This is a genomic window from Myxococcales bacterium (assembly GCA_022184915.1).
In the GTDB taxonomy this organism is placed as follows: domain Bacteria; phylum Myxococcota_A; class Polyangia; order Fen-1088; family Fen-1088; genus JAGTJU01.
Genome location: JAGTJU010000003.1, coordinates 155095 through 174016, shown reverse-complemented (window position 1 = coordinate 174016; position 18922 = coordinate 155095). Strand labels below are relative to the sequence as shown.

Sequence of the window (18922 nt, the reverse complement as noted above, 5' to 3'; positions counted from 1 at the left end):
CGGCACCAGGCTCTATCCCGGGAGCGGGAACGTTCGTAAGCCGAAGGGCGCCGGTTTTGTAGGATTGGAGAACCTGTTTCATATTCAGCGAATCAAGTAGCTGGGTTTTGGGTGAGCCTACAGTCCCGGGTGGCAGCGATGGCCGGCAGGTCGCCTGTCGTTGTGCTCCCTGAACGACTAAGAGTCCAAAATAAACTTTGCGCGTTCAAGGTACGTCTCTCTCGCCACCATACTCAATCCCCTCTCCGCAAGGCTATCGATCTCGGAGGGGCACTTGAGCAGATCCATTGCGACCGCTCTGAGCTCAGCAGGAGTTCCGAAGAACGCTGCGGTATCGCTTCCAATCACCTCTTGGACGCCTACGCTGTCCTCGGACAGAGAGCATACTCCGCAGGCGGGAGTCTCGAATGTGCGCATGTTGTGGGCTGTCTTCTGGCTCCTTCGCAGGATGTTGATGCTCATCCTAGCGCTACGCATGACACGGACCATGTCAGACCCAAGCTGAACTCCTCCTTGCACGCACCTCATCAGAGGATCGTCAGGGGCCAGCCCCGCCCATTGCCAATTCCCGTACAGGCCCAATCCAAGATCCTGAACCGCCCTGAGAAATCGGATCCGCTCTGAGTCTGGGTTACCGATGAACACGATTGGATTAGCCGGTGAAGACGGAGGTGCTGAATCTATGCAGTGAATCTCTGGGTCCCTCGCGAAGGCGATGAACTCTGCCGGAATTCCCAGCTGCCGAAGTTGTCCGGCTGCAAAGCGATCGTGAACGAAAACTGTATCAACCTCTCGGAACTGACCAAGCAGCGTCCTTCCGACAAGGTTGGTTCCAGCCGCATCGAACGGATTGTCAGGAAAGACATTTACGACACGAATACCTTGGGCCCTCCACGTCGCAACGGTCCTTCCCAGGATGCCTACCCCCTTGATCACGACCACCAAGTCTGGGCTGGCCGCGAGGACTTCCCTGCGTAACGCGTCCTGCTCCCTCAGGCACGTCGAAAGTTCCACGACCTGCTGCAGGCCCTTTATTCTCGTTTTGGAAGAGGGGGTAGCATGGCGCGTGGTTGAGTGACCGAGCCGCTGAAACGCCCTGGCATACGACTGCTCCAATCCTACAGAGTATCCGGCCCGAAATTCCGAAACGACGCTAATCTTCATGTCGGCCACCGCCCGAACGCGTTCCGAAGGTCAGAGATCAAGATCTTCGAGAAATCGTCATGGGCAGGTTTGCCGCTAGTCAACTTCCAACACAGATCCTGCAAGTTCTCTGCTGCCTTGTGTACGTCAAATCGCCGCACCCTTTCCAAGGCATTCGCTCCCAGTGGCCGATGTTCCATCCAGGTGTGCATCCTGCGTAGCGCAGCTGCCAAGCTAGACGAAGACCCGGCATACGACAGATCGCCAGTGATTCCAGGGATCACTAGGTCAGCGGCAGCTCCTACCGTTGTATTTGCAATCACAGGAACTGAAGAGGCCATCGCTTCAAGAACGCTGATTCCCCAAGGTTCGCATTCTGGTGCGTGTACGAATACGTCAGCGCAGCCGTAGTACAAGGGTAGCTCATCGTAAGGCACATACCCTGGCAGTGTGACGAATGGTTCGAGCTTGCGGGCCTTGATCCGCCTTCTCACTCTGTCTCGTAAGGGACCGTCACCAACATAGACAAGACGCGATTCGGGACACGTCAGAAGAAGTTCGGCGAAAGCATCTACAACTTGCAGCGGGTTTTCGCGTTCGCTCCACTTGGAAACAGCCAACACGATGAACTTTCCTCCCAGGGTCTGCCTGTAGGAAAGGCTGCGGCTCCGAAAAGCAGCTCTTTGCGTCTGCCAATGGTTGACATCGATCGGATAAAGCCCTGGCACGATATGCTCCGCAGATGCACCGATGCTTCTCAGGGCGTTTGTGCCAAGGAGCCCCGTTGTGAAAAAGCCTTGGACACTGCGAATGCGACTAGCGTGAAAGACAGTAAGGGCCGTTCTTGCCAATCCAGTGGGAGACCGTTCATTAAGCGTTTTGTCACTCGGCTGGATGACAGGAATGCCCGCACGGCGCGACCCCAACATGGCCTGGACAGTCGATGGCCGCGTCCATCCGGCTGTAAGCACAGCCAGTGGTCTCGGGGTCAACGAGACGATTGAATCAGCTATGTCGCTCAGCGCTACGGATTGGGTCAGGTAACTGTTTGTATCTCCTTGCCAACCGACAGCTTGCTCGATTTCGGGATCGTCCGGCGCCGTCGAACGCAGGTAAAGAACATGGGGCTTCACCTCACACGAGCGCTCCATTGCCCGCCAGAGGGGAGGATCGTACTGAGTTGGGTGGTCGAGAACGCAGAGCAGGCGGTCTGTCACAGTCGGATGGCCTCCGCCGTGACAACGTCTCCGTTGTCTTTGAACGTCGACCAAACAAAATAGGCAGACCTTGCGAGCTTTGCTGGAGCGCTCGACCGCGACGTGATTGCCTTGGCCGCCACTTCCCATATAGGGAGAGTCTTCAGTGTGCCGACGGAGAGCCCAGCGCGCTCGAGGATCGTTCTAAGAGATTTCGGCGTAAATTGGTTCTCGTGGTAAGGCAGCGTTAGGTAATCCCAACCTGGACCGGTGACTTGGGCTGACCACGAACCATAGTTGGGGACAGCCAAGACCAAGCGTCCGCCGGGCTTCAGCTTCTGACTGAGTGTTTTTAATAGACCGAGCGGCTCGGGGACATGCTCGAGAACGTGTTCGAGGCGGATACAATCAAAGTGGCTGTCCGGCAGGCGTTCGGCCTCTTCGCGCCAAACCTTGATGCCGCGTGAAGCAAGGCGGTCAAGTGAAGGATTGTCCAAATCCCATCCCGCGAGTTCGGTGTAGCCTTCTCCTCGCATGGCTTCGAGCCACCAACCCGATCCGCAACCAAAGTCGAGAATTCTTGAAGATTGGGGGAAGGAGAGAGGAATCTCTGTAGTGAGAGGTACCTGCCTGGCAACGGCCCATTCACTCAGGGCAACCACGGCAGCTGGCAGGGCACGAGCCTTTGAACGGGAGCCCCGAAGCGCGGCCTTCGACCTTGCCAGTAGCATCTTGAGCTTGCGTCCCCGACCTGCTTTGCCGTCCAATGGGTTGTGGTAGGCGTGAAACTCTGAGGAATACAGCTTTTCAAGGACCCAAGTGGGTGTGTCGGGTTCAAGCCGACCGTGACCGCATCGGCTGCAGGACACGAGCTGATATGCCCAAGTTTCTCCGGGCGATGTGCTGGGTTTTCCGTCATCGGGAAATCTGGCTTCCTGGACGACGCGAGGCACCTCCATCGTTCCGCAGGCAGGACAGGAGGAAGACTCGCGTGGAGGCGAGGGCGGGTTCATCGTTTGCTCGGCCGGCTTAGGATTGTGCAAAGGGTTGAGATCATGGCCTTATACGGCTCATTTCCCAAAAGGTTTTCCGCCCGAGTTTTACACATTGCGGACTTTTCTCGCCAGAGCTCGTCATTCGTGGACAACAGAGACAAGGCAGTGGCCAATTCGGCTGGTGAGTAAGGATCGAAGTATGAAGCTGCAGGCCCGCAGACTTCTCGTGCGTAGGGGAGGTCCGCTGCAACGGCAGGGACCCCGTGGCGCATTGCCTCAATCAGGGGAAGTCCCACAGTCTCACAAAGCGAGGGCATTATTAGGCCTCTGGCCACTTGGTAGGCAGCTGAAAGGTCCTCTTTGCGAAGCTCCCCAACGCATGTGAGTGCGGGGAATCGCTTTTCAACTGCCCGAGGCAAAGTAGCGAACACGCGCAGGCGGCTATCTCTGGCCGCAGATAGTTCCAATGCTTTCTGCAGGACCCCCAGGTTCTTGTAGGGATAGTCGTAGCCGACGTAAAGGAACCGGCGCTCCGGCTCTGTGTCGCGCATGCCTTGGAGGCAGGTAGCGTCCGTCGCGCTTGGAACGACCGGGTTCGAGGGCGCTGGGAAAAAGACATGAATCCGCTCTTCAGGAAGGCCAACCTGAGCGCGGACCATTTCGGCCATGGTCTGTGTCTGTACGAATACGGCCAGAGCACTCCTGGCCGATTCGAATACGAGTGGCCTTAGGAACCCTAAACGAGCCTGTTGGACTGCGTTGAATAGATGCTTGGGAGTATCGTCGAATAGAAGGGCTTGCTGAAGAAAGACGAAAGCTGGGACAGAGCTGTTGGCGGCCCCTCCGCCGGCGAGGCAGAGGGACGCATCTGCGCCGGTTTGTTTTCCTAGCTCAGCGAATCCGGCAGAAAGCCAGTGTGTTCTAAATACGAGGTTTGGCCGCCAAAGCTTGATGAGGATTGGTCGGACACGTTGCGACCGAAGTCTCTCCGCGATTTCGGGGACCGAAACCGCAACGAGAACCTCTTCGATGTCGGCATGGGAGCTGGCCGCAGAAACCACCGACTCGAGCACGGTCAAGCCCCCTCCTACGGCAGAAACACCATCGACGAGTAACCGCATGCCCTAGGTGTCCAGTCCGGGGCCGAAGATTAGCTCCCGCATGCGGCTCTCGAGGCAAGTCCGGGAGTATCGCTGTGCATATTCTCGTATTGTGGCTCGGCTTGGAATATTCAGCCCGCCCTGGAGCCAGTGGTTCAGCTTCTCGGCCAGCTGGTCCGCATTGTCGGGCTCGAACAAAAGGTTCTGAGAGAGAGGGGCCAGAATTTCTGGAGTGGCGCCTGCCGTTGTCCCCAGAACGGGGCATCCCCTGGCCAAGGCATCGACCGTGATGATTCCAAAGCCTTCGAGGGCACGCGTAGGTAGGACGAACAGGTCGGCTGCGTCGTAAGCCGCTTCGAGCGCTTCGTCAGTGACCCGGCCGAGAAAGATCGTACGCGAACGACTATTTTCGTGGCTCGCGGCGAGTTCGCGCAGGGCAGTCTCTTCCGGGCCCTGGCCGACGATGACCAGCCTGAATCCCGCTGGCGAATCGGTTCGTTGGACCGCCCGAATCAAAGTGTCCAAGCCCATCCTCTTCACGAGTCGTCGCACACTGAGGATCACCGGACCCTCTGCGGGAACCCCGAGTCGAGCCCGCGCCGCGGCAGGTGCGAGCCGTGGTCCGAAGGCGGCAGGATCGACCCACCAGGGGATTACGGAGATTCTCTCACTCGTATCCAGTGGGTGGACTGTCTCGAGCCGCTCTCTCATGAACTGAGAGAGTACGTGAATGCCGTCCTGCCTCTTCAAGAGGTTGTGTTCCACTGCCCTGAGGCCCTGGATGGCAGCTTGGCTGAAAGGACCCTTGTTTCGTAGGTCCTCCTCCCAGTTGATTTCCTGCTCGTGAACGACGGAGGAGTGCAACGTGTAGACCCGCCTCCGCGGGTGCCTTATCTCTGCGCCCGCTGCTACTGAAGGGATGAGGCTATGTCCGTGAATGACCACACCCCTGAGGCTTGCCGGAAGCCACTTGCGGAGGGCCCGGCGCGCACTCGCTACGCCGATGTGGAACCGAAGAGACCTGGGCGCAGATTGGTCGTAGCGGTAGCGAATGATGTCAACCCCGTCCACATGCGACACGCCCTCTGGGGGATCTTTCGGAAGGGAACCGGCGAGCAAAATAGACTGTTCGCCTCCCCTCGCAACCGAACGGGCTAGCTCCCAGGCGATTCTGTACGCCCCTCCGGGGTGGTCTCCGAAAAAGCGGTCTGCGGTGGCTACATAGGCCCCATTTTGCGGCTCCGGTACTTGCGTCGTTTTTGGGCCAACTAACCCCACCATCTCTTGGGTCCAGACTTTAGCGCGGCCGCTATGCTGCCGTACGAAAATCGTGACCGGCGGGGGCAGCGGCCATGAAAATTCCTATGTCTCCTCCTGTTACTCTCTTAGTCCAACGCGTGGCCGAAGGTGGCCCTTGCCGCCTGGTCGAAAGAAAACGCGGAGAAACGCTCTCGTGCACAGACCATGTCCTTAATCCTGAGCATGAGTAATGAGGAGCGGAAAACCTCCTGAGGATCTCTCCGGGTTTCCTGGAAGGGCTGGTTGATGGCGCTCCGATGACCTACGTCTTTCGGCCAAAAGCGAAGACGCGAAAAATTTTCCGCGGTGCGCAGCGTCATGGACCTGAAGTCGTCGATATGGGCCATGTGGGGACCCATCTGAAAAGAAAGCTGCTCGTTGATGCCCTCGAAAGGCTCGTGACGCTCCGTCATGGTGATGTTCACGAGAGAGCCCCGTTCACTCGTAAGCGATAGTGTCATGTTCTCGTCGATCTGGTGCACGTTGCTGTAAGCGATCGTGATTTGCCAGCTGTCCTCCAAATCCCCCCAAGAACGGATGTGAGTCATGAGATCGAGCCAATGGCCGACATTGCCACAGATCCGGGTACCTTCGGTGGGCTCACGATACCAGTGATCCGACGGAAGTTTGTGGCAGGCAACGAAGCACGAGAGCGTCATTGGCTCGTGGGCCGCCCCCGCACAAACCTTCCGTAATTCTCGTATCGCGCCTGAGAATGGTCGGTTGTATCCGAAGAATAGCCGCTCTTGCCCGCGTTGCTGGGCTGCATACAGCTTGGCGAGTTGGTCATGAGTCACAGCTATCGGCTTCTCAACGTACACAGTCTTGCCGGCATCGAGCGCCGAAACCGCGTAGTCGGAATGCGAAGCGTGATTGGACGCGATGTATATGTACTTCACCGAAGGGTCGTGGATGACTTCCTCGGGGCTTCCCTTGACCTCGCAGCCGTAGAAGTGGCCAAACTTGGAAGCGCGATCCTTACGGGGATCGAAGCAGGCTGAAAAACGGTTGCCCTGCACCTTCGTAAGCTCGTGACCTATCGTAGCGAATGCGAACTGACCGCACCCGATGACGCCGACGTCCCTTCGCGTAGGTGACGCGAAGGAAGGCAATCTGACGAAGGAAGGAAGCGGCTCTTGCCTGGAAAGCGCTTTAAAGGCCGTTTTCCGTAGGCCGTAAATTTGCGCAAATCGGCCCAACTTTCGGGCGTCGGACAGCATGTGCGGACTATATCAGGCATTGGCCCTCGCCTGCGGACCGCAGGATTTCAGACCGTGGGCCGAATTGCAAGTCTCGGTCGTAAATTTCGTTGGCTGAGGGTAGGACCAGGCTCCGGCTGCCCCCGGCCTTCTTTGCGAGAGTTTCTCCTCGCGTGTACCCTGTCGCAGTCATGTGGCGCATTCTTGTTTCAGGCGGAGCCGGGTTCCTGGGGTCTCACCTTTGCGAACGACTCGTGTCGCAGGGACACGAGGTCATTTGTCTCGACAACTTCTTCACGGGCACCCGTGAGAACGTGGCATCACTACTGAGCCATCCCAGTTTCGAGCTCCACCGGCACGACGTCCAGCAGCCGCTAACGATGGAGGTTGATCAGATCTTCCACCTCGCCTGCCCCGCTTCGCCTGTGCACTATCAGCGTAACCCCGTCCGGACTATCCGGACCTCGGTTGAGGGGACTCTGAACATGCTGGACGTGGCGCGAGAGTGTGGCGCTCGCATGATGATTTCGTCAACTTCCGAGGTCTACGGAGACCCGGCCGTTCATCCCCAAAAGGAAGACTATTGGGGCAATGTGAACCCCATCGGTCCGCGCGCCTGCTACGACGAAGGTAAGCGCTGCGCAGAGGCTCTCGCGGTCTCCTACGCCAGTCAGTATGGGACCCAGGTGAGAATCGCCCGGATTTTCAATACTTACGGACCCCGTCTTCACCAGGCCGATGGACGTGTCGTCTCGAACTTCATTGTTCAGGCTCTCAAGGGCGAGCCGATCACGGTTTACGGTGACGGACTCCAAACCCGTTCCTTCTGTTTTGTCTCGGACTTGGTGGAAGGCTTCGTGCGCCTGATGGCCAGTGAGCATGGAGTGGCGCCCGTAAACCTGGGCAATCCGCGCGAGTCGACAATGCTAGAGCTTGCTGAGAGTGTAATTAGGCTCACTGGTTCTATGTCGAAAATTGAGCATCGTCCCCTCCCCAAGGACGACCCGGTACGACGGCGACCCGATATCACGCGCGCGAGAGAATTGCTTGGCTGGGAGCCAGCGGTTTCGCTGGAGGACGGATTGGCAGCGACGATCGAGTACTTCAGGCGCCGCGTGGGTGCTTGAGTCGGTTTCTCACGGGGCCACGGCGTGGACCGGATCTTCGCATCGGATTACGCCGATCGTGTCATCCGTCCCTGTCACAGAGAGTGACTCCCTGCCTTCCGCCGGGAAGCGCCTTGCAAGCTGGCTCAACCCAACCGTGACCGCCTGGCTCCTTGCGGGTGCCTGGCTGCTTAGCACCATTGGCCGCTCCGTCCGGCTTGGAGGCGTCTTCCTGGGCGTCGGGTTCGGAGGCGCTGTCATTCTTGGTTGCCTGGCCTCGATGGCGATGTTGCTGAGCCGGGGAGGAGCAACCTCCTTCTCCTTTCGCGCGATGGGAATCCCAATTGGTGTTGCGCTTCTGTTGTGGCTGGGGCCTGTGATCGCGTGGCTTTGGTCCTCGACAAACCCTGACGGGTTCGTTTTCATCGCGCGCTTTACTCTCATCCTGCTCCTGTTCCTGGCCACGTTCGCCCACCCAGACAAGCCGCAGCTCGAAACGGCGTTCGCGTACGCAGGAATGAGTTTCCTCACGATCAACCTGGCCATTCTCGCCGTGTCGTTGGCGGTACCTGCATTGATTCGCTACCCGTGGTTTCTGCTTGGGGCTCACGAGAGTGTTGGGCGCTTGCCTCGATATCTCGGCATGGTTGGAAACCCTGCTTCACTTGGGGCGTGGTCCTTCCTGGCGATCGGGTTTGTCATGAGGGGCGCGTCCCGTTTGGTGCGCGGTCTGGCGATGGCGGCAGGTTTGCTGCTGGTCATCAGCACGTTCTCGGTCAGCTCCCTCGCCGCTCCCGTATTCGTCGCGGCAGCTGTACTCCACCGCAAAGCGGCGCGTATCCCTGTGGTGATCACGCTTGCGGGCATGGGACTAACTCTCCTCTATGTGAAGCCTCTATCAATCGAGTGGGCAGGGCACAAATTCCAGATCTCCCAGATTCATCCTGGCTATAGCGACGGGGGACGGGGAGCGTTGCACTCACCCGTTCGGCGCTTCGACGCTGGCCCAATTTGTATTCGGTACCATCTGACCCTCTATGCGTACTTAGCTGGCGCGGGTGTGGCGTGTGCAACTGAACAGCCGCTTGGTGGGGTGGGCCCTGAGAACTTCGAGCGGGTCTGTTCCGTCCCCACCATGAATACCTATGGCAACTGGGCCAGGGCGCGTCCCGCGCATAATCAGTACGTGGCCTGGGTTGCTGAGACTGGCCTCATGGGGCTCCTGCTGAGCCTAGCCGCGGTCGTATTGGGGGCTCGCTCTTGGCAGTGGGCCTCGCCTTCGCCCTGGAACTCCGCGACCGCCCTCGCCCTCGTCTTCATCGGTGTGGGCGGGGAGATGCTGACGACTATACCCACTGCTCTTTGGTTTGCTGTCAAGGTGGTGCGCTCGCAGCCCGGGCACGCAAGTCGCGACTGCGATACGGCGCTCTCGAACACTGCTGCCGGCGCCAGAGCCGCATGCCTCTCCTCGCTTCGTTCAGGCGCACAAGAGCCCTGTCTACAGGGTCTACGAGCGCCAGGCAACGACAAGTGGCCAGGGAGGGAGTGGGTTTCATGCGGCGGGGCGAATGCGCGGTTAGGGCATCTGGATTTGCGGAGGGGCGGCGTGACGGGCTGTTCCCTCAAGACCACCGGGAGGCCCGGTCGTTGCGCGACGCTTCAGCTAGCGATGGCGGTTCTGCGCGGGCACCACGCTGATCCGGTTCGCAGGCTCCGTGCTGCGGGACTTTTCGACGGCGCTCGTCGAACGGGTCATGGGCCAGGCGCACGGCAGCGCTGCGCGAACCCTCGCAACTTCGGCGCTGGCGAGGCCGAAGAGTCAGCGATGCCATCGCCCTTGCACGAAGCGCTGGTGCAGCTGCTGCGAAGCCACCCGCTGCTTGCGGTAGAGCTGTTGCGAACCGTCGCGCCCTCGGCGCTTCCGGCGTTCGACACCGCGGTGTCCGACAGCGCGGACCTGGGCTCGGAGCTGGCGCCGGAGGCGGCAGCAGATTGTTTGCTGCGCTTCGAGGCAGAAGGCCGGACGGTGTTCGTGGTGGTCGTGGAGGTACAGCTGTCGATCGATGCGGACAAACGCTTTACGTGGCCCGCATACCTTGCGGGGGCACACCGGCGGCACCGCTGCGACGCCGCTTTGGTGGTGCTGACGCCGTTTGAGCACGTGGCGGTCTGGGCGCGCGTGCCGATGCGGACCGGGCCGCTTTCGGGAGAGGTGCGGGCCTTCGTGTTTGGGCCGCACGAGGTGCCGGAAATCGAGGACGTCGAGGAGGCCACGCGCTCCCCCGAGCTGGCGGTGGTGTCGGCCCTGGCACACGCGTACGACCGCGACTGGAAACGCAGCGTGGCAATCGCCACGGCGGCGGTGGCAGCCAGCTACGCGTCCAGAGATCCGGCAGCCCACGTGTACTATGATCTGCTTTTGGCGGTGTTCAGTGAGCCTGCGAAGGAGGCGTTGAGAATGAACCTACGCAACTACGAATATCAGGACGAAGGCCTGCGCCGCGCCAAGGCCGAGGGCGAGGCGCGTGGAGAGGCCCGTGGAGAGGCGCGTGGAGAGGCGCGTGGAGAAGCGCGTGGAGAGGCCCGGGGCTTGGCCCTGGGACAGCGGGAAGCGAGTGCATCGGCGTTGCTGACGGTTCTGGAGGCGCGCGGCTTTGGCGTGAGCCCCGAACAGAGGCGGCGCATTTTCGGATGCAACGACCTGGCGCAGCTGGGCAGGTGGCTACGTGCCGCTGCCACGGCGGAATCGGCCGAGGCGGCCCTGTCTGTCCCCTGACAGAACGGAGGCTGCCTCGGAGCGCATCATCGCCCCACCCGAGCCACCGAGCGCTGAGCGAAACCTCGCAACTTCGGTGCTGGCGAGGCCGAAGAGTCAGCGATGCCATCGCCCTTCCACGAAGCGCTGGTGCAGCTGCTGCGAAGCCACCCGCTGCTTGCGGTGGAGCTGTTGCGAACCGTCGCGCCCTCGGCGCTGCCGGCATTCGACACCGGGGTGTCCGACAGCGCGGACCTGGGCTCGGAGCTGGCGCCGGAGGCATCGGCAGATTGTTTGCTGCGCTTCGAGGCGGAAGGCCGGACGGTGTTCGTGGTGGTGGTGGAGGTACAGCTGTCGATCGATGCGGACAAACGCTTTGCGTGGCCCGCATACCTTGCGGGGGCACACCGGCGCCACCGCTGCGACGCCGCGTTGGTGGTGCTGACGCCGTTTGAGCACGTGGCGGCGTGGGCGCGGCGGCCCATGCGCACGGGGCCTCTATCGGGGGAGGTGAGGGCGTTCGTGTTCGGGCCAAACGAGGTGCCGGAAATCGAGGACGTCGAGGAGGCCACGCGCTCTCCCGAGCTAGCGGTGGTGTCGGCCCTGGCACACGCGTACGACCGCGACTGGAAACGCAGCGTGGCAATCGCGACGGCAGCGGTGGCAGCCAGCTACGCGTCGAAGGATCCGGCAGCCCACGTGTACTATGATCTACTTCTGGCGGTGTTCAGCGAGCCTGCCAGGGAGGCGTTGAGAATGAACCTACGCAACTACGAATATCAGGACGAAGGCCTGCGCCGCGCCAAGGCCGAGGGCGAGGCGCGTGGAGAGGCCCGGGGCTTGGCCCTGGGACAGCGGGAAGCGAGTGCATCGGCGTTGCTGACGGTTCTGGAGGCGCGCGGCTTTGGCGTGAGCCCCGAACAGAGGCGGCGCATTTTCGGATGCAACGACCTGGCGCAGCTGGGCAGGTGGCTACGTGCCGCTGCCACGGCGGAATCGGCCGAGGCGGCCCTGTCTGTCCCCTGACAGAGCGGAGGCTTCCTCGGAGCGCATCATCGCCCCACCCGAGCCACCGAGCGCTGAGCGAAACCTCGCAACTTCGGCGCGGGCGAGGCCGAAGAGTCAGCGATGCCATCGCCCTTCCACGAAGCGCTGGTGCAGCGGTGGTGTCGGCCCTGGCGCACGCGTACGACCGCGACTGGAAACGCAGCGTGGCAATCGCCACGGCGGCGGTGGCAGCCAGCTACGCGTCGAAGGATCCGGCAGCCCACGTGTACTATGATCTACTTCTGGCGGTGTTCAGCGAGCCTGCCAGGGAGGCGTTGAGAATGAACCTACGCAACTACGAGTATCAGGACGAAGGCCTGCGCCGCGCCAAGGCCGAGGGCGAGGCCCGTGGCGAGGCCCGTGGCGAGGCCCGTGGCGAGGCCCGTGGCGAGGCCCGGGGCTTGGCCCTGGGACAGCGGGAAGCGAGTGCGTCGGCGTTGCTGACGGTTCTGGAGGCGCGCGGCTTTGGCGTGAGCCCCGAACAGAGGCGGCGCATTTTCGGATGCAACGACCTCGCGCAGCTGGGCAGGTGGCTACGCGCCGCTGCCACGGCGGAATCGGCCAAGGCGGCCCTGTCTGTCCCCTAACAGAACGGAGGCTGCCTCGGAGCGCATCATCGCCCCACCCGAGCCCCCGAGCGCTGAGCGAAACCTCGCAACTTCGGCGGCTGCGAGCCGAAGAGACAGCATGCCTCCTTCGTTCTTGCACGAGGCACTGGTGCAGCTGCTGCGAAGCCACCCCTTGCTGGCGGTGGAGCTTCTGCGGGGCGCCATGCCTTCGGCGCTGCCGGCCTTCGACTCCGTGGTCTCCGACAGCGCGGACCTGGGATCTGAGCTGGCGCCCGAGGCCGCGGCGGATTGCGTACTGCGGTTCGAGGCAGGAGGGCGCACGGTGTTCGTGGTGGTGGTGGAAGTGCAGCTATCGGTGGATGCGAACAAACGCTTTGCGTGGCCCGCATACCTTGCGGGGGCACACCGGCGGCACCGCTGCGACGTCGCGTTGGTGGTAATCACGCCCTTCGAGCACGTGGCGGCCTGGGCGCGGCGGCCCATGCGCACGGGGCCTCTGTCGGGCGAGGTGAGGGCGTTCGTGTTCGGGCCGAAGGAAGTGCCGAAGATCGAGGAGGTCGAGGAGGCCACCCGGTTTCCCGAGCTGGCGGTGGTCTCGGCGCTGGCGCACGCGTACGACGGGGACTGGAAACGCAGCGTGGCGATCGCGACGGCGGCGGTGACGGCCAGCTACGCGTCCAACGATCCCGCGGCGCACATGTACTATGATTTGATACTGGCGGTGTTTAGCGAGCAGGCCAAGGAGGCGTTGAAGATGAACCTAATCAACTACGAATACCAGGACGAAGGCCTGCGTCGCGCCAAGGCCGAGGGCGAGGCCCGCGGAAAGGCCGAAGGCGAGGCCCGTGGCAAGGCCGAGGGGAAGGCCGAAGGCGAGGCCGAAGGCGAGGCGCGCGGACAACGGGAAGCCAGCGCATCGGCGCTGCTGACCGTGCTCGAGGCCCGCGGGTTCAGTGTCAGCCCCGACCTGCGGCGACGCATTTTCGGATGCACCGACCTCGAGCAGCTGGGCCGTTGGCTACGCGCCGCCGTGACGGCGGAATCGGCCGAAGCGGCCCTGGCGGACCCCAGCGGCAGCCCCCGCTGAGAATCTTGTCTCCGCGCCAGCCTTCCGCGGTTGACCTCGTGTGTGCGGCGGCTGTCCTCCGGCGAGAAAAGCTCGCAACTTCGGCACCGGGTGGACCGAAGAGACAGCATGCCTCCTTCGTTCTTGCACGAGGCGCTGGTGCAGTTGCTGCGAAGCCACCCGCTGCTTGCGGTTGAGCTTCTGCGCGCCGCCACGCCTTCGGCGCTGCCGGCCTTCGACACCGTGGTCTCCGACAGCGCGGACCTGGGATCTGAGCTGGCGCCCGAGGCGGCGGCGGATTGTGTGCTGCGGTTCGAGGCGGGAGGGCGCACGGTGTTCGTGGTGGTGGTGGAAGTGCAGCTATCGGTGGATGCGGATCGAGGAGGTCGAGGAGGCCGCCCGGTTTCCCGAGCTGGCGGTGGTGTCGGCGCTGGCGCACGCCTACGACGGGGACTGGAAGCGCAGCGTGGCAATCGCGACGGCGGCGGTGACGGCGAGCTACGCGTCCAACGATCCCGCGGCGCACATGTACTATGATTTGATACTGGCGGTGTTCAGCGAGCCGGCCAAGGAGGCGTTGAAGATGAACCTAATCAACTACGAATACCAAGACGAAGGCCTGCGTCGCGCCAAGGCCGAAGGCGAGGCCCGCGGCAAGGCCGAAGGCGAGGCCCGTGGCAAGGCCGAAGGCGAGGCCCGTGGCAAGGCCGAGGGGAAGGCCGAAGGCGAGGCCGAAGGCGAGGCGCGCGGACAACGGGAAGCCAGCGCATCGGCGCTGCTGACCGTGCTCGAGGCCCGCGGGTTCAGTGTCAGCCCCGATCTGCGGCGACGCATTTTCGGATGCACCGACCTCGAGCAGCTGGGCCGGTGGCTACGCGCCGCCGTGACGGCGGCATCGGCCGAAGCGGCCCTGTCGGACCCCAGCGGCAGCGTCCGCTGACGCTCGAAACAGAGAATTGTTCCTGAGCGGCGCACTCACTGAGTCAAAACCCCGCCTCAACTGTCAACCGCACCCTCCGGGCTGGCTGTTCCTGCATGGGTGCAATGCCCGTGGCGGCCTGGGCGCGGCGGCCCATGCGCACGGGGCCTCTATCGGGGGAGGTGAGGGCGTTCGTGTTCGGGCCGAAGGAAGTGCCGAAGATCGACGAGGTCGAGGAGGCCGCCCGGTTTCCCGAGTTGGCGGTGGTGTCGGCGCTGGCGCACGCCTACGACGGGGACTGGAAACGCAGCGTGGCGATCGCGACGGCGGCGGTGGCGGCCAGCTACGCGTCCAGGGACCCCGCAGCCCACGTGTACTATGATTTGATTCTGGCCGTGTTCAGCGAGCCGGCCAGGGAGGCGTTGAAGATGAATTTAATCAACTACGAATACCAGGACGAGGGCCTGCGTCGCGCCAAGGCCGAAGGCACGCGGCAAGGCCGATGGTAATGCCGAAGGCGAGGCCCGGGGACAGCGGGACGCCAGCGCGTCGGCGCTGCTAACGGTTCTCGAGGCCCGCGGGTTCAGCGTCAGCCCCGACGTGCGGCGACGCATTTTCGGATGCACCGACCTCGAGCAGCTGGGCCGGTGGCTGCGCGCCGCTGTGACGGCGGAATCGGCCGAAGCGGCCCTGGCGGACCCCAGCGGCAGCCCCCGCTGACGCTCGAAACAGAGATCCGTTCGTGTCGGCGCGAGCCTGCGAGCCTCGTCGCGCGGAACGCTACATCGCAGGACCCGTGGGAAACGCGGCGGCAGAATCAGCGGCCGAGGCGGCGCCCAAGCCGGTCGCGGCCGCGGGCGAGGGCATAACGAAGGAGGCCCTTGGCCCAGGTGCTCTGGCGATCGTGCCACTTGCGTTGGCTCCACAGGTAAGCGAGGCCCGGGGTGCAGGCGCCCGCCGGGGGGCGCCCCGCCAGGATGGCCTCGAGCGCGCGGGTGAGCTCCCAGGCGCGTGCTCGCTCCCGCACCACGGCCATGTCGGGTTTGGCGCGTGCGAGCAACCGGGCGATGTCGCGTGAGGTGCGCGCGTGCGAAGGCTTGAGGGACACGGCCTCGTGAAGCACCAGGAGGAGCAGCAGATCTTCGGGTGAAGGATAGTGGAATCCTTCTCGGCCGCTGGGTTGGGCGCGCAGGTGGATGCCCGCGTAGTCCACGGGGCGAAGGATGCCCTTGTCCAGGAACCTGTGGACCTCGACGAGCGGCGGCAACGCGGCTGTCTTGGTGACGAAGGGTCTTTCTCCCAGCAGTTGGCTCGAGACCCTGCGCTGCGGGTCGGTCCTCTCGTGATACCCCGCTTGGATCAGGGCTTGGCACACCGCAGACTCGTCGTCGCTGACGAGCAGATCGACGTCGCTGGCCAGCCGGGGTTCGAGCTCGCCATAGGCAAGATCGGAGACGGACTGCCCTTTGACGATGAGTGGCGACAGCCCGCACGCGGCAAAGCACCTCCCGAGATTGCCGAGCCGGTGCTCGTAAAGCGCGGCGGCGGCGAAGTGCGCGGCTGGGGTGGGGCGGCCGAGGGACACGAAGAGAGGCTAGCGCATGCCCCGCGACGGGAGGAGATGTTTGCAGCGCTCTGCCACGCAGTCAGCGCAGAGGGCGTGTTGCCCGCACACGGCTCAGTTCGGGGTTTTGGCGAGACAGCAGCGTTTGTACTTCTGGCCGCTGCCGCAGGGGCATGGGGCGTTGCGCGGGGGCTCGGCCCGGGCCTTGGCGGGTGGGGGCGAAGGCATCTGGTCGGGGCTATGGCCACCGAGGTCCGGGCGGGGCGTGGAGTTCCAGGCTTCCATGAGAAGGGGCAAAAAGGTCTCGAGCGCGCTTCGTGAGGGGGGGCGCCCCCCTTTGAGCAGGTGCTGGATCACGGCTGTCGGGTGATGGCTGGTGGCGATGAGGGCCCGCAGCTCGGCCACGGAGAGCGACGACCCCAGGGCCCCGAGCGCCACATGCAGTTCACCGTCGAGCTCTGCGCTTGCCCAGGCCGCGTCGTCATCGCTTGATGCGGGGGCTTCGTCGACGTCGTCTGGGTGATGGGGATCCACGGGCGAAAGGTCGACGCCGTCGAAAGGTCCATCGGCCCACAGCGTGTCTTTCCAGCTGTGAATCAGAAACTCTTCCTGCCGGCATTCGTTGCAGAGCGCGAGCAGGGAATCATCGGGCTGTTTGATCACGAGCAAGAACCCGGGGCAAGCGACCCGCTTGGGTCGAAACACACAAGGGATGAGGGTGAGGCGGCCTTGATTGCGCTCCAAAAGCCCGCCGGACTCGATGCACTGGGCGACGCGGATGGCCTTGGCGCGCACCGGACCGGACGGCGGAATGTCGCCATCGGCATCCAGCCAATGGTGAGGGTTGACGACGGTGATCTTGGACATGGCTCGCGGGGTCTACCACCTGGATTGAGGGGCGCCAGCTGGGGGTGTGCGGATGGCCCGTTGCATGATTTGCGGGCTTGCCGCGCACTGATCTAGGGGGGCTCGGCACCCGGCCAGGTGGTCAGCACGACCACCGCGCTACAAGCCGAGCGGGAGAAGGCACGATCGCGGGGGGGATTCAAGATGACCCCGCCGTGGTTGCCGGGGGTGCGGCGCTGCCGAACGCCCAGCGCCGTTTCGCCCTGGGCGGCCGTGAGATCGATGAGGTGCGAGAACGTGAAGGTCTCGGGCAGGGCATATTCGCTCACGGGCCGGAACAACACCTCGGGGCCTTCGGGGCCAAGCAGCAGATCGAACACGCTGCGCAGCTCTCCGCGCAAGGCGATCTGGGCGATGACGTGGCTCAAGATCTCGCCCGTGGCCATGACCTCCGTGTCGTCGTCTTCGAAGAGGTCGGCGTTCGTGGGATCGCGGAGCTCGACGAGCACGTGGGGGCGCCGGGGGGCTTTTTCCAGCATTTCCCGCACGAGGTAATGGCCGAGCAGGGTGCGGGCGTCAGCGTCTTCGGCCGTGCTGAAACGATCGCTGCCCAGGATGAGAATGTTGCGGTAGCTGGACACGTCGAGCCCGGCCAGATCGCCCGGCACGGCGTAGTCGCCCTCGAGGTGCTCGAGCTGCAAACGCGCGAGCTGAAGGCCGCTTTGTCGCAAGCGCTTTTCGCGACCTTTGATGCCCACGGTGGACATGAGATCCACGTGCACGCGCTCCTGGGTGTGTCGATCCAGCTCGCGGAGCACCGTGGGTACCGTGTAGTTCCATCCCAAAATGAGCAAGCGCCGCTCGGGCGCCGTGCTGGTTTCAGGAGGGCGGGGCGCTGGCGTGGGCGGGGTGACGCTGGGGCGCTTGGAGGGGGTCAGCTCGTAATCGGCGGCCAGCACCACCAGGCGATCACCCGGCGCGATGAGCATGCGGGGATCCGGGTTCAGCACAGGCTCGGGATCTTGGCTGCCGCGGAGCAGTCCCAGCACGATCGCATCGCGGTACGCGTGGGCCAGGCTGCCAACGGCACGTCCCACGAGCCCCGTGGTTTCCTTGATGTAGATCTCGGAGCCGTGATCGTGGCTCAAGATCTCGTCGAGCACGTAGCTAAAGCCTGGATGGCGCAGGTTCTGGGCCACCAGGCGGCCCACCATGTCGTCAGAAGCCACGACGTGCGCCACGCCTCCGCCGTAGGCCGCTTCGGCCACCGAGACCACGCGTGTGCTGTTCACGGCGGCCACCATCATCGGCAGGGGGCCTTTGCTGTCGACGCCCGCGTATTGGCTGACGGTGAGCATGGTCTTGATCGTGCGCGCATCGTGATCGACCTGTTGTTCCGAGCTATGTTGATCGTCACCCGGCAAGATCAGCACCGCCGCGCGGGCGTAGTCGACGCGGCGGAGGTGATCGATCTGCAGGGGCGAGCCCGAACGCAAGATCACCTGGGTGCGTCGGTAACGGGGGCCTAGCCGCTCGCGCAGCTGTGCCGCCAGGTCGAGATCGACGTTGGGCACGAGGATGGCGATCTGCAGCTTGCGTGCACCGAGTAAACGCAAAAAGCGGCGCACACGACTCGTGGAGGCCAGGATCTCCCGCAAGATCTCCGGGGCGCGAGATGTCCAGCCGAGGATCACCACGTGGTTGGTTTTGGCGATGGGGGTGAGCCCTTGCTCCAGGTGGCGAATGCTGGTGTTGAGCCACTGGGTCATCACGGCGATGAGCGCGCCCAGGAACAGCACGTACCCCAAAACCGTGATCACCGTCGAGACCACCCGGCGCAAGGCGCCCTGATCGTCGCCGAGGTAGCCGGGATCGGTGAGCCTCAAGAAGGCCCACCAGACCTCGTTGGCGAGCGCCTCGGAGTGGCGCGGGTCGTAGCGGTACACGATGAGGCCACCCACCAGGCTGATGGCGGCGATGAGCCCCGCCACGAAGAGCAGGCGGTAGTAAGTGCCCCCGAGCAAAAAGCGCTCGAGGGAAAAAACGAGCCGTCTTCGGATGCGACCCAGCACGGAGCCGCACTATGGCACGGAGTGCCGTCTCGCGTCCTCCGAGAGC

General features: G+C 63.2%; 17 protein-coding genes. 8 read left to right on the top strand and 9 right to left on the bottom strand.

The annotated features are described in order from the left end of the window. Positions 1-177: 177 nt before the first annotated feature. The 6 genes from KA712_12205 to KA712_12180 all read right to left on the bottom strand — a co-directional run bounded on the left by KA712_12205 (position 178) and on the right by KA712_12180 (position 6953). A complete protein-coding gene (locus KA712_12205; protein MCG5053716.1) occupies positions 178-1164 on the bottom strand; it encodes a glycosyltransferase in 987 nt (328 codons plus the stop codon). Further along, entirely contained in the window at positions 1161-2072 is a 912-nt protein-coding gene (locus KA712_12200; GenBank protein ID MCG5053715.1) for a glycosyltransferase, read from the bottom strand. The genes KA712_12205 and KA712_12200 overlap by 4 nt, the downstream gene beginning before the upstream one ends. 284 nt (positions 2073-2356) lie before the next feature. Next, the gene (locus KA712_12195; GenBank protein ID MCG5053714.1) at positions 2357-3001 is read right to left on the bottom strand and encodes a class I SAM-dependent methyltransferase; all 645 of its coding nucleotides are present in this window, start codon (positions 2999-3001) and stop codon (positions 2357-2359) included. A 347-nt stretch (positions 3002-3348) separates the two neighbouring features. After that, positions 3349-4413 carry a glycosyltransferase gene (locus KA712_12190; GenBank protein MCG5053713.1) on the bottom strand — a complete coding sequence of 355 codons (1065 nt, stop codon included), beginning with the start codon at positions 4411-4413 and terminating at the stop codon, positions 3349-3351. A gap of 45 nt (positions 4414-4458) precedes the next feature. Then, positions 4459-5715 carry a glycosyltransferase family 4 protein gene (locus KA712_12185; GenBank protein ID MCG5053712.1) on the bottom strand — a complete coding sequence of 419 codons (1257 nt, stop codon included), beginning with the start codon at positions 5713-5715 and terminating at the stop codon, positions 4459-4461. A 104-nt stretch (positions 5716-5819) separates the two neighbouring features. Further along, positions 5820-6953, bottom strand: a complete 1134-nt coding sequence (locus KA712_12180) for a Gfo/Idh/MocA family oxidoreductase (protein MCG5053711.1) — start codon at positions 6951-6953, stop codon at positions 5820-5822. Positions 6954-7123: 170 nt separating this feature from the next. On the opposite strand from KA712_12180, the gene KA712_12175 reads away from it, so the two are divergent. The 8 genes from KA712_12175 (at position 7124) to KA712_12140 (ending at position 14903) form a co-directional block, all read left to right on the top strand. After that, positions 7124-8059: an SDR family oxidoreductase gene (locus KA712_12175; protein ID MCG5053710.1), complete on the top strand. Its 936-nt coding sequence runs from the start codon at positions 7124-7126 to the stop codon at positions 8057-8059. Between the two features lie 1804 nt (positions 8060-9863). Continuing rightward, on the top strand, positions 9864-10814 hold the full coding sequence (locus KA712_12170; GenBank protein MCG5053709.1) for a hypothetical protein: 951 nt from the start codon (positions 9864-9866) through the stop codon (positions 10812-10814). Positions 10815-10916: 102 nt separating this feature from the next. Continuing rightward, positions 10917-11819 carry a hypothetical protein gene (locus tag KA712_12165; GenBank protein MCG5053708.1) on the top strand — a complete coding sequence of 301 codons (903 nt, stop codon included), beginning with the start codon at positions 10917-10919 and terminating at the stop codon, positions 11817-11819. A gap of 137 nt (positions 11820-11956) precedes the next feature. Then, positions 11957-12427 (top strand): hypothetical protein, encoded by a 471-nt coding sequence (locus KA712_12160; protein ID MCG5053707.1) that lies wholly within the window; start codon positions 11957-11959, stop codon positions 12425-12427. Between the two features lie 100 nt (positions 12428-12527). After that, complete coding sequence (locus tag KA712_12155; protein ID MCG5053706.1) at positions 12528-13496, top strand: hypothetical protein; 969 nt, start codon at positions 12528-12530, stop codon at positions 13494-13496. A gap of 108 nt (positions 13497-13604) precedes the next feature. Beyond that, on the top strand, positions 13605-14012 hold the full coding sequence (locus KA712_12150; protein ID MCG5053705.1) for a hypothetical protein: 408 nt from the start codon (positions 13605-13607) through the stop codon (positions 14010-14012). Continuing rightward, entirely contained in the window at positions 13897-14415 is a 519-nt protein-coding gene (locus KA712_12145; GenBank protein MCG5053704.1) for a hypothetical protein, read from the top strand. Before KA712_12150 ends, KA712_12145 begins: the two co-directional genes overlap by 116 nt. A 95-nt stretch (positions 14416-14510) precedes the next feature. Continuing rightward, complete coding sequence (locus KA712_12140; GenBank protein MCG5053703.1) at positions 14511-14903, top strand: hypothetical protein; 393 nt, start codon at positions 14511-14513, stop codon at positions 14901-14903. A gap of 308 nt (positions 14904-15211) precedes the next feature. On the opposite strand, the gene KA712_12135 is transcribed toward KA712_12140, so the two are convergent. The 3 genes from KA712_12135 to KA712_12125 all read right to left on the bottom strand — a co-directional run bounded on the left by KA712_12135 (position 15212) and on the right by KA712_12125 (position 18876). Continuing rightward, positions 15212-15979, bottom strand: coding sequence for a nucleotidyltransferase family protein (locus KA712_12135; GenBank protein MCG5053702.1), 768 nt, complete (start codon positions 15977-15979; stop codon positions 15212-15214). A gap of 93 nt (positions 15980-16072) precedes the next feature. Continuing rightward, positions 16073-16243: an SEC-C domain-containing protein gene (locus KA712_12130; protein MCG5053701.1), complete on the bottom strand. Its 171-nt coding sequence runs from the start codon at positions 16241-16243 to the stop codon at positions 16073-16075. A 674-nt stretch (positions 16244-16917) separates the two neighbouring features. Further along, a complete protein-coding gene (locus tag KA712_12125; protein ID MCG5053700.1) occupies positions 16918-18876 on the bottom strand; it encodes a hypothetical protein in 1959 nt (652 codons plus the stop codon). Positions 18877-18922: the final 46 nt, after the last annotated feature.

Bases quoted from the DNA above. Each gene is read 5' to 3' on its own strand.
- KA712_12175 (MCG5053710.1), top strand. From the start codon at position 7,124: ATGTGGCGCATTCTTGTTTCAGGCGGAGCCGGGTTCCTGGGGTCTCAC.
- KA712_12130 (MCG5053701.1), bottom strand. From the start codon at position 16,243: ATGGAAGCCTGGAACTCCACGCCCCGCCCGGACCTCGGTGGCCATAGC.
- KA712_12150 (MCG5053705.1), top strand. From the start codon at position 13,605: ATGCCTCCTTCGTTCTTGCACGAGGCGCTGGTGCAGTTGCTGCGAAGC.
- KA712_12165 (MCG5053708.1), top strand. From the start codon at position 10,917: ATGCCATCGCCCTTCCACGAAGCGCTGGTGCAGCTGCTGCGAAGCCAC.
- KA712_12140 (MCG5053703.1), top strand. From the start codon at position 14,511: ATGGGTGCAATGCCCGTGGCGGCCTGGGCGCGGCGGCCCATGCGCACG.
- KA712_12200 (MCG5053715.1), bottom strand. From the start codon at position 2,072: ATGTTGGGGTCGCGCCGTGCGGGCATTCCTGTCATCCAGCCGAGTGAC.
- KA712_12205 (MCG5053716.1), bottom strand. From the start codon at position 1,164: ATGAAGATTAGCGTCGTTTCGGAATTTCGGGCCGGATACTCTGTAGGA.
- KA712_12180 (MCG5053711.1), bottom strand. From the start codon at position 6,953: ATGCTGTCCGACGCCCGAAAGTTGGGCCGATTTGCGCAAATTTACGGC.
- KA712_12170 (MCG5053709.1), top strand. From the start codon at position 9,864: ATGCCATCGCCCTTGCACGAAGCGCTGGTGCAGCTGCTGCGAAGCCAC.
- KA712_12185 (MCG5053712.1), bottom strand. From the start codon at position 5,715: ATGGTGGGGTTAGTTGGCCCAAAAACGACGCAAGTACCGGAGCCGCAA.
- KA712_12155 (MCG5053706.1), top strand. From the start codon at position 12,528: ATGCCTCCTTCGTTCTTGCACGAGGCACTGGTGCAGCTGCTGCGAAGC.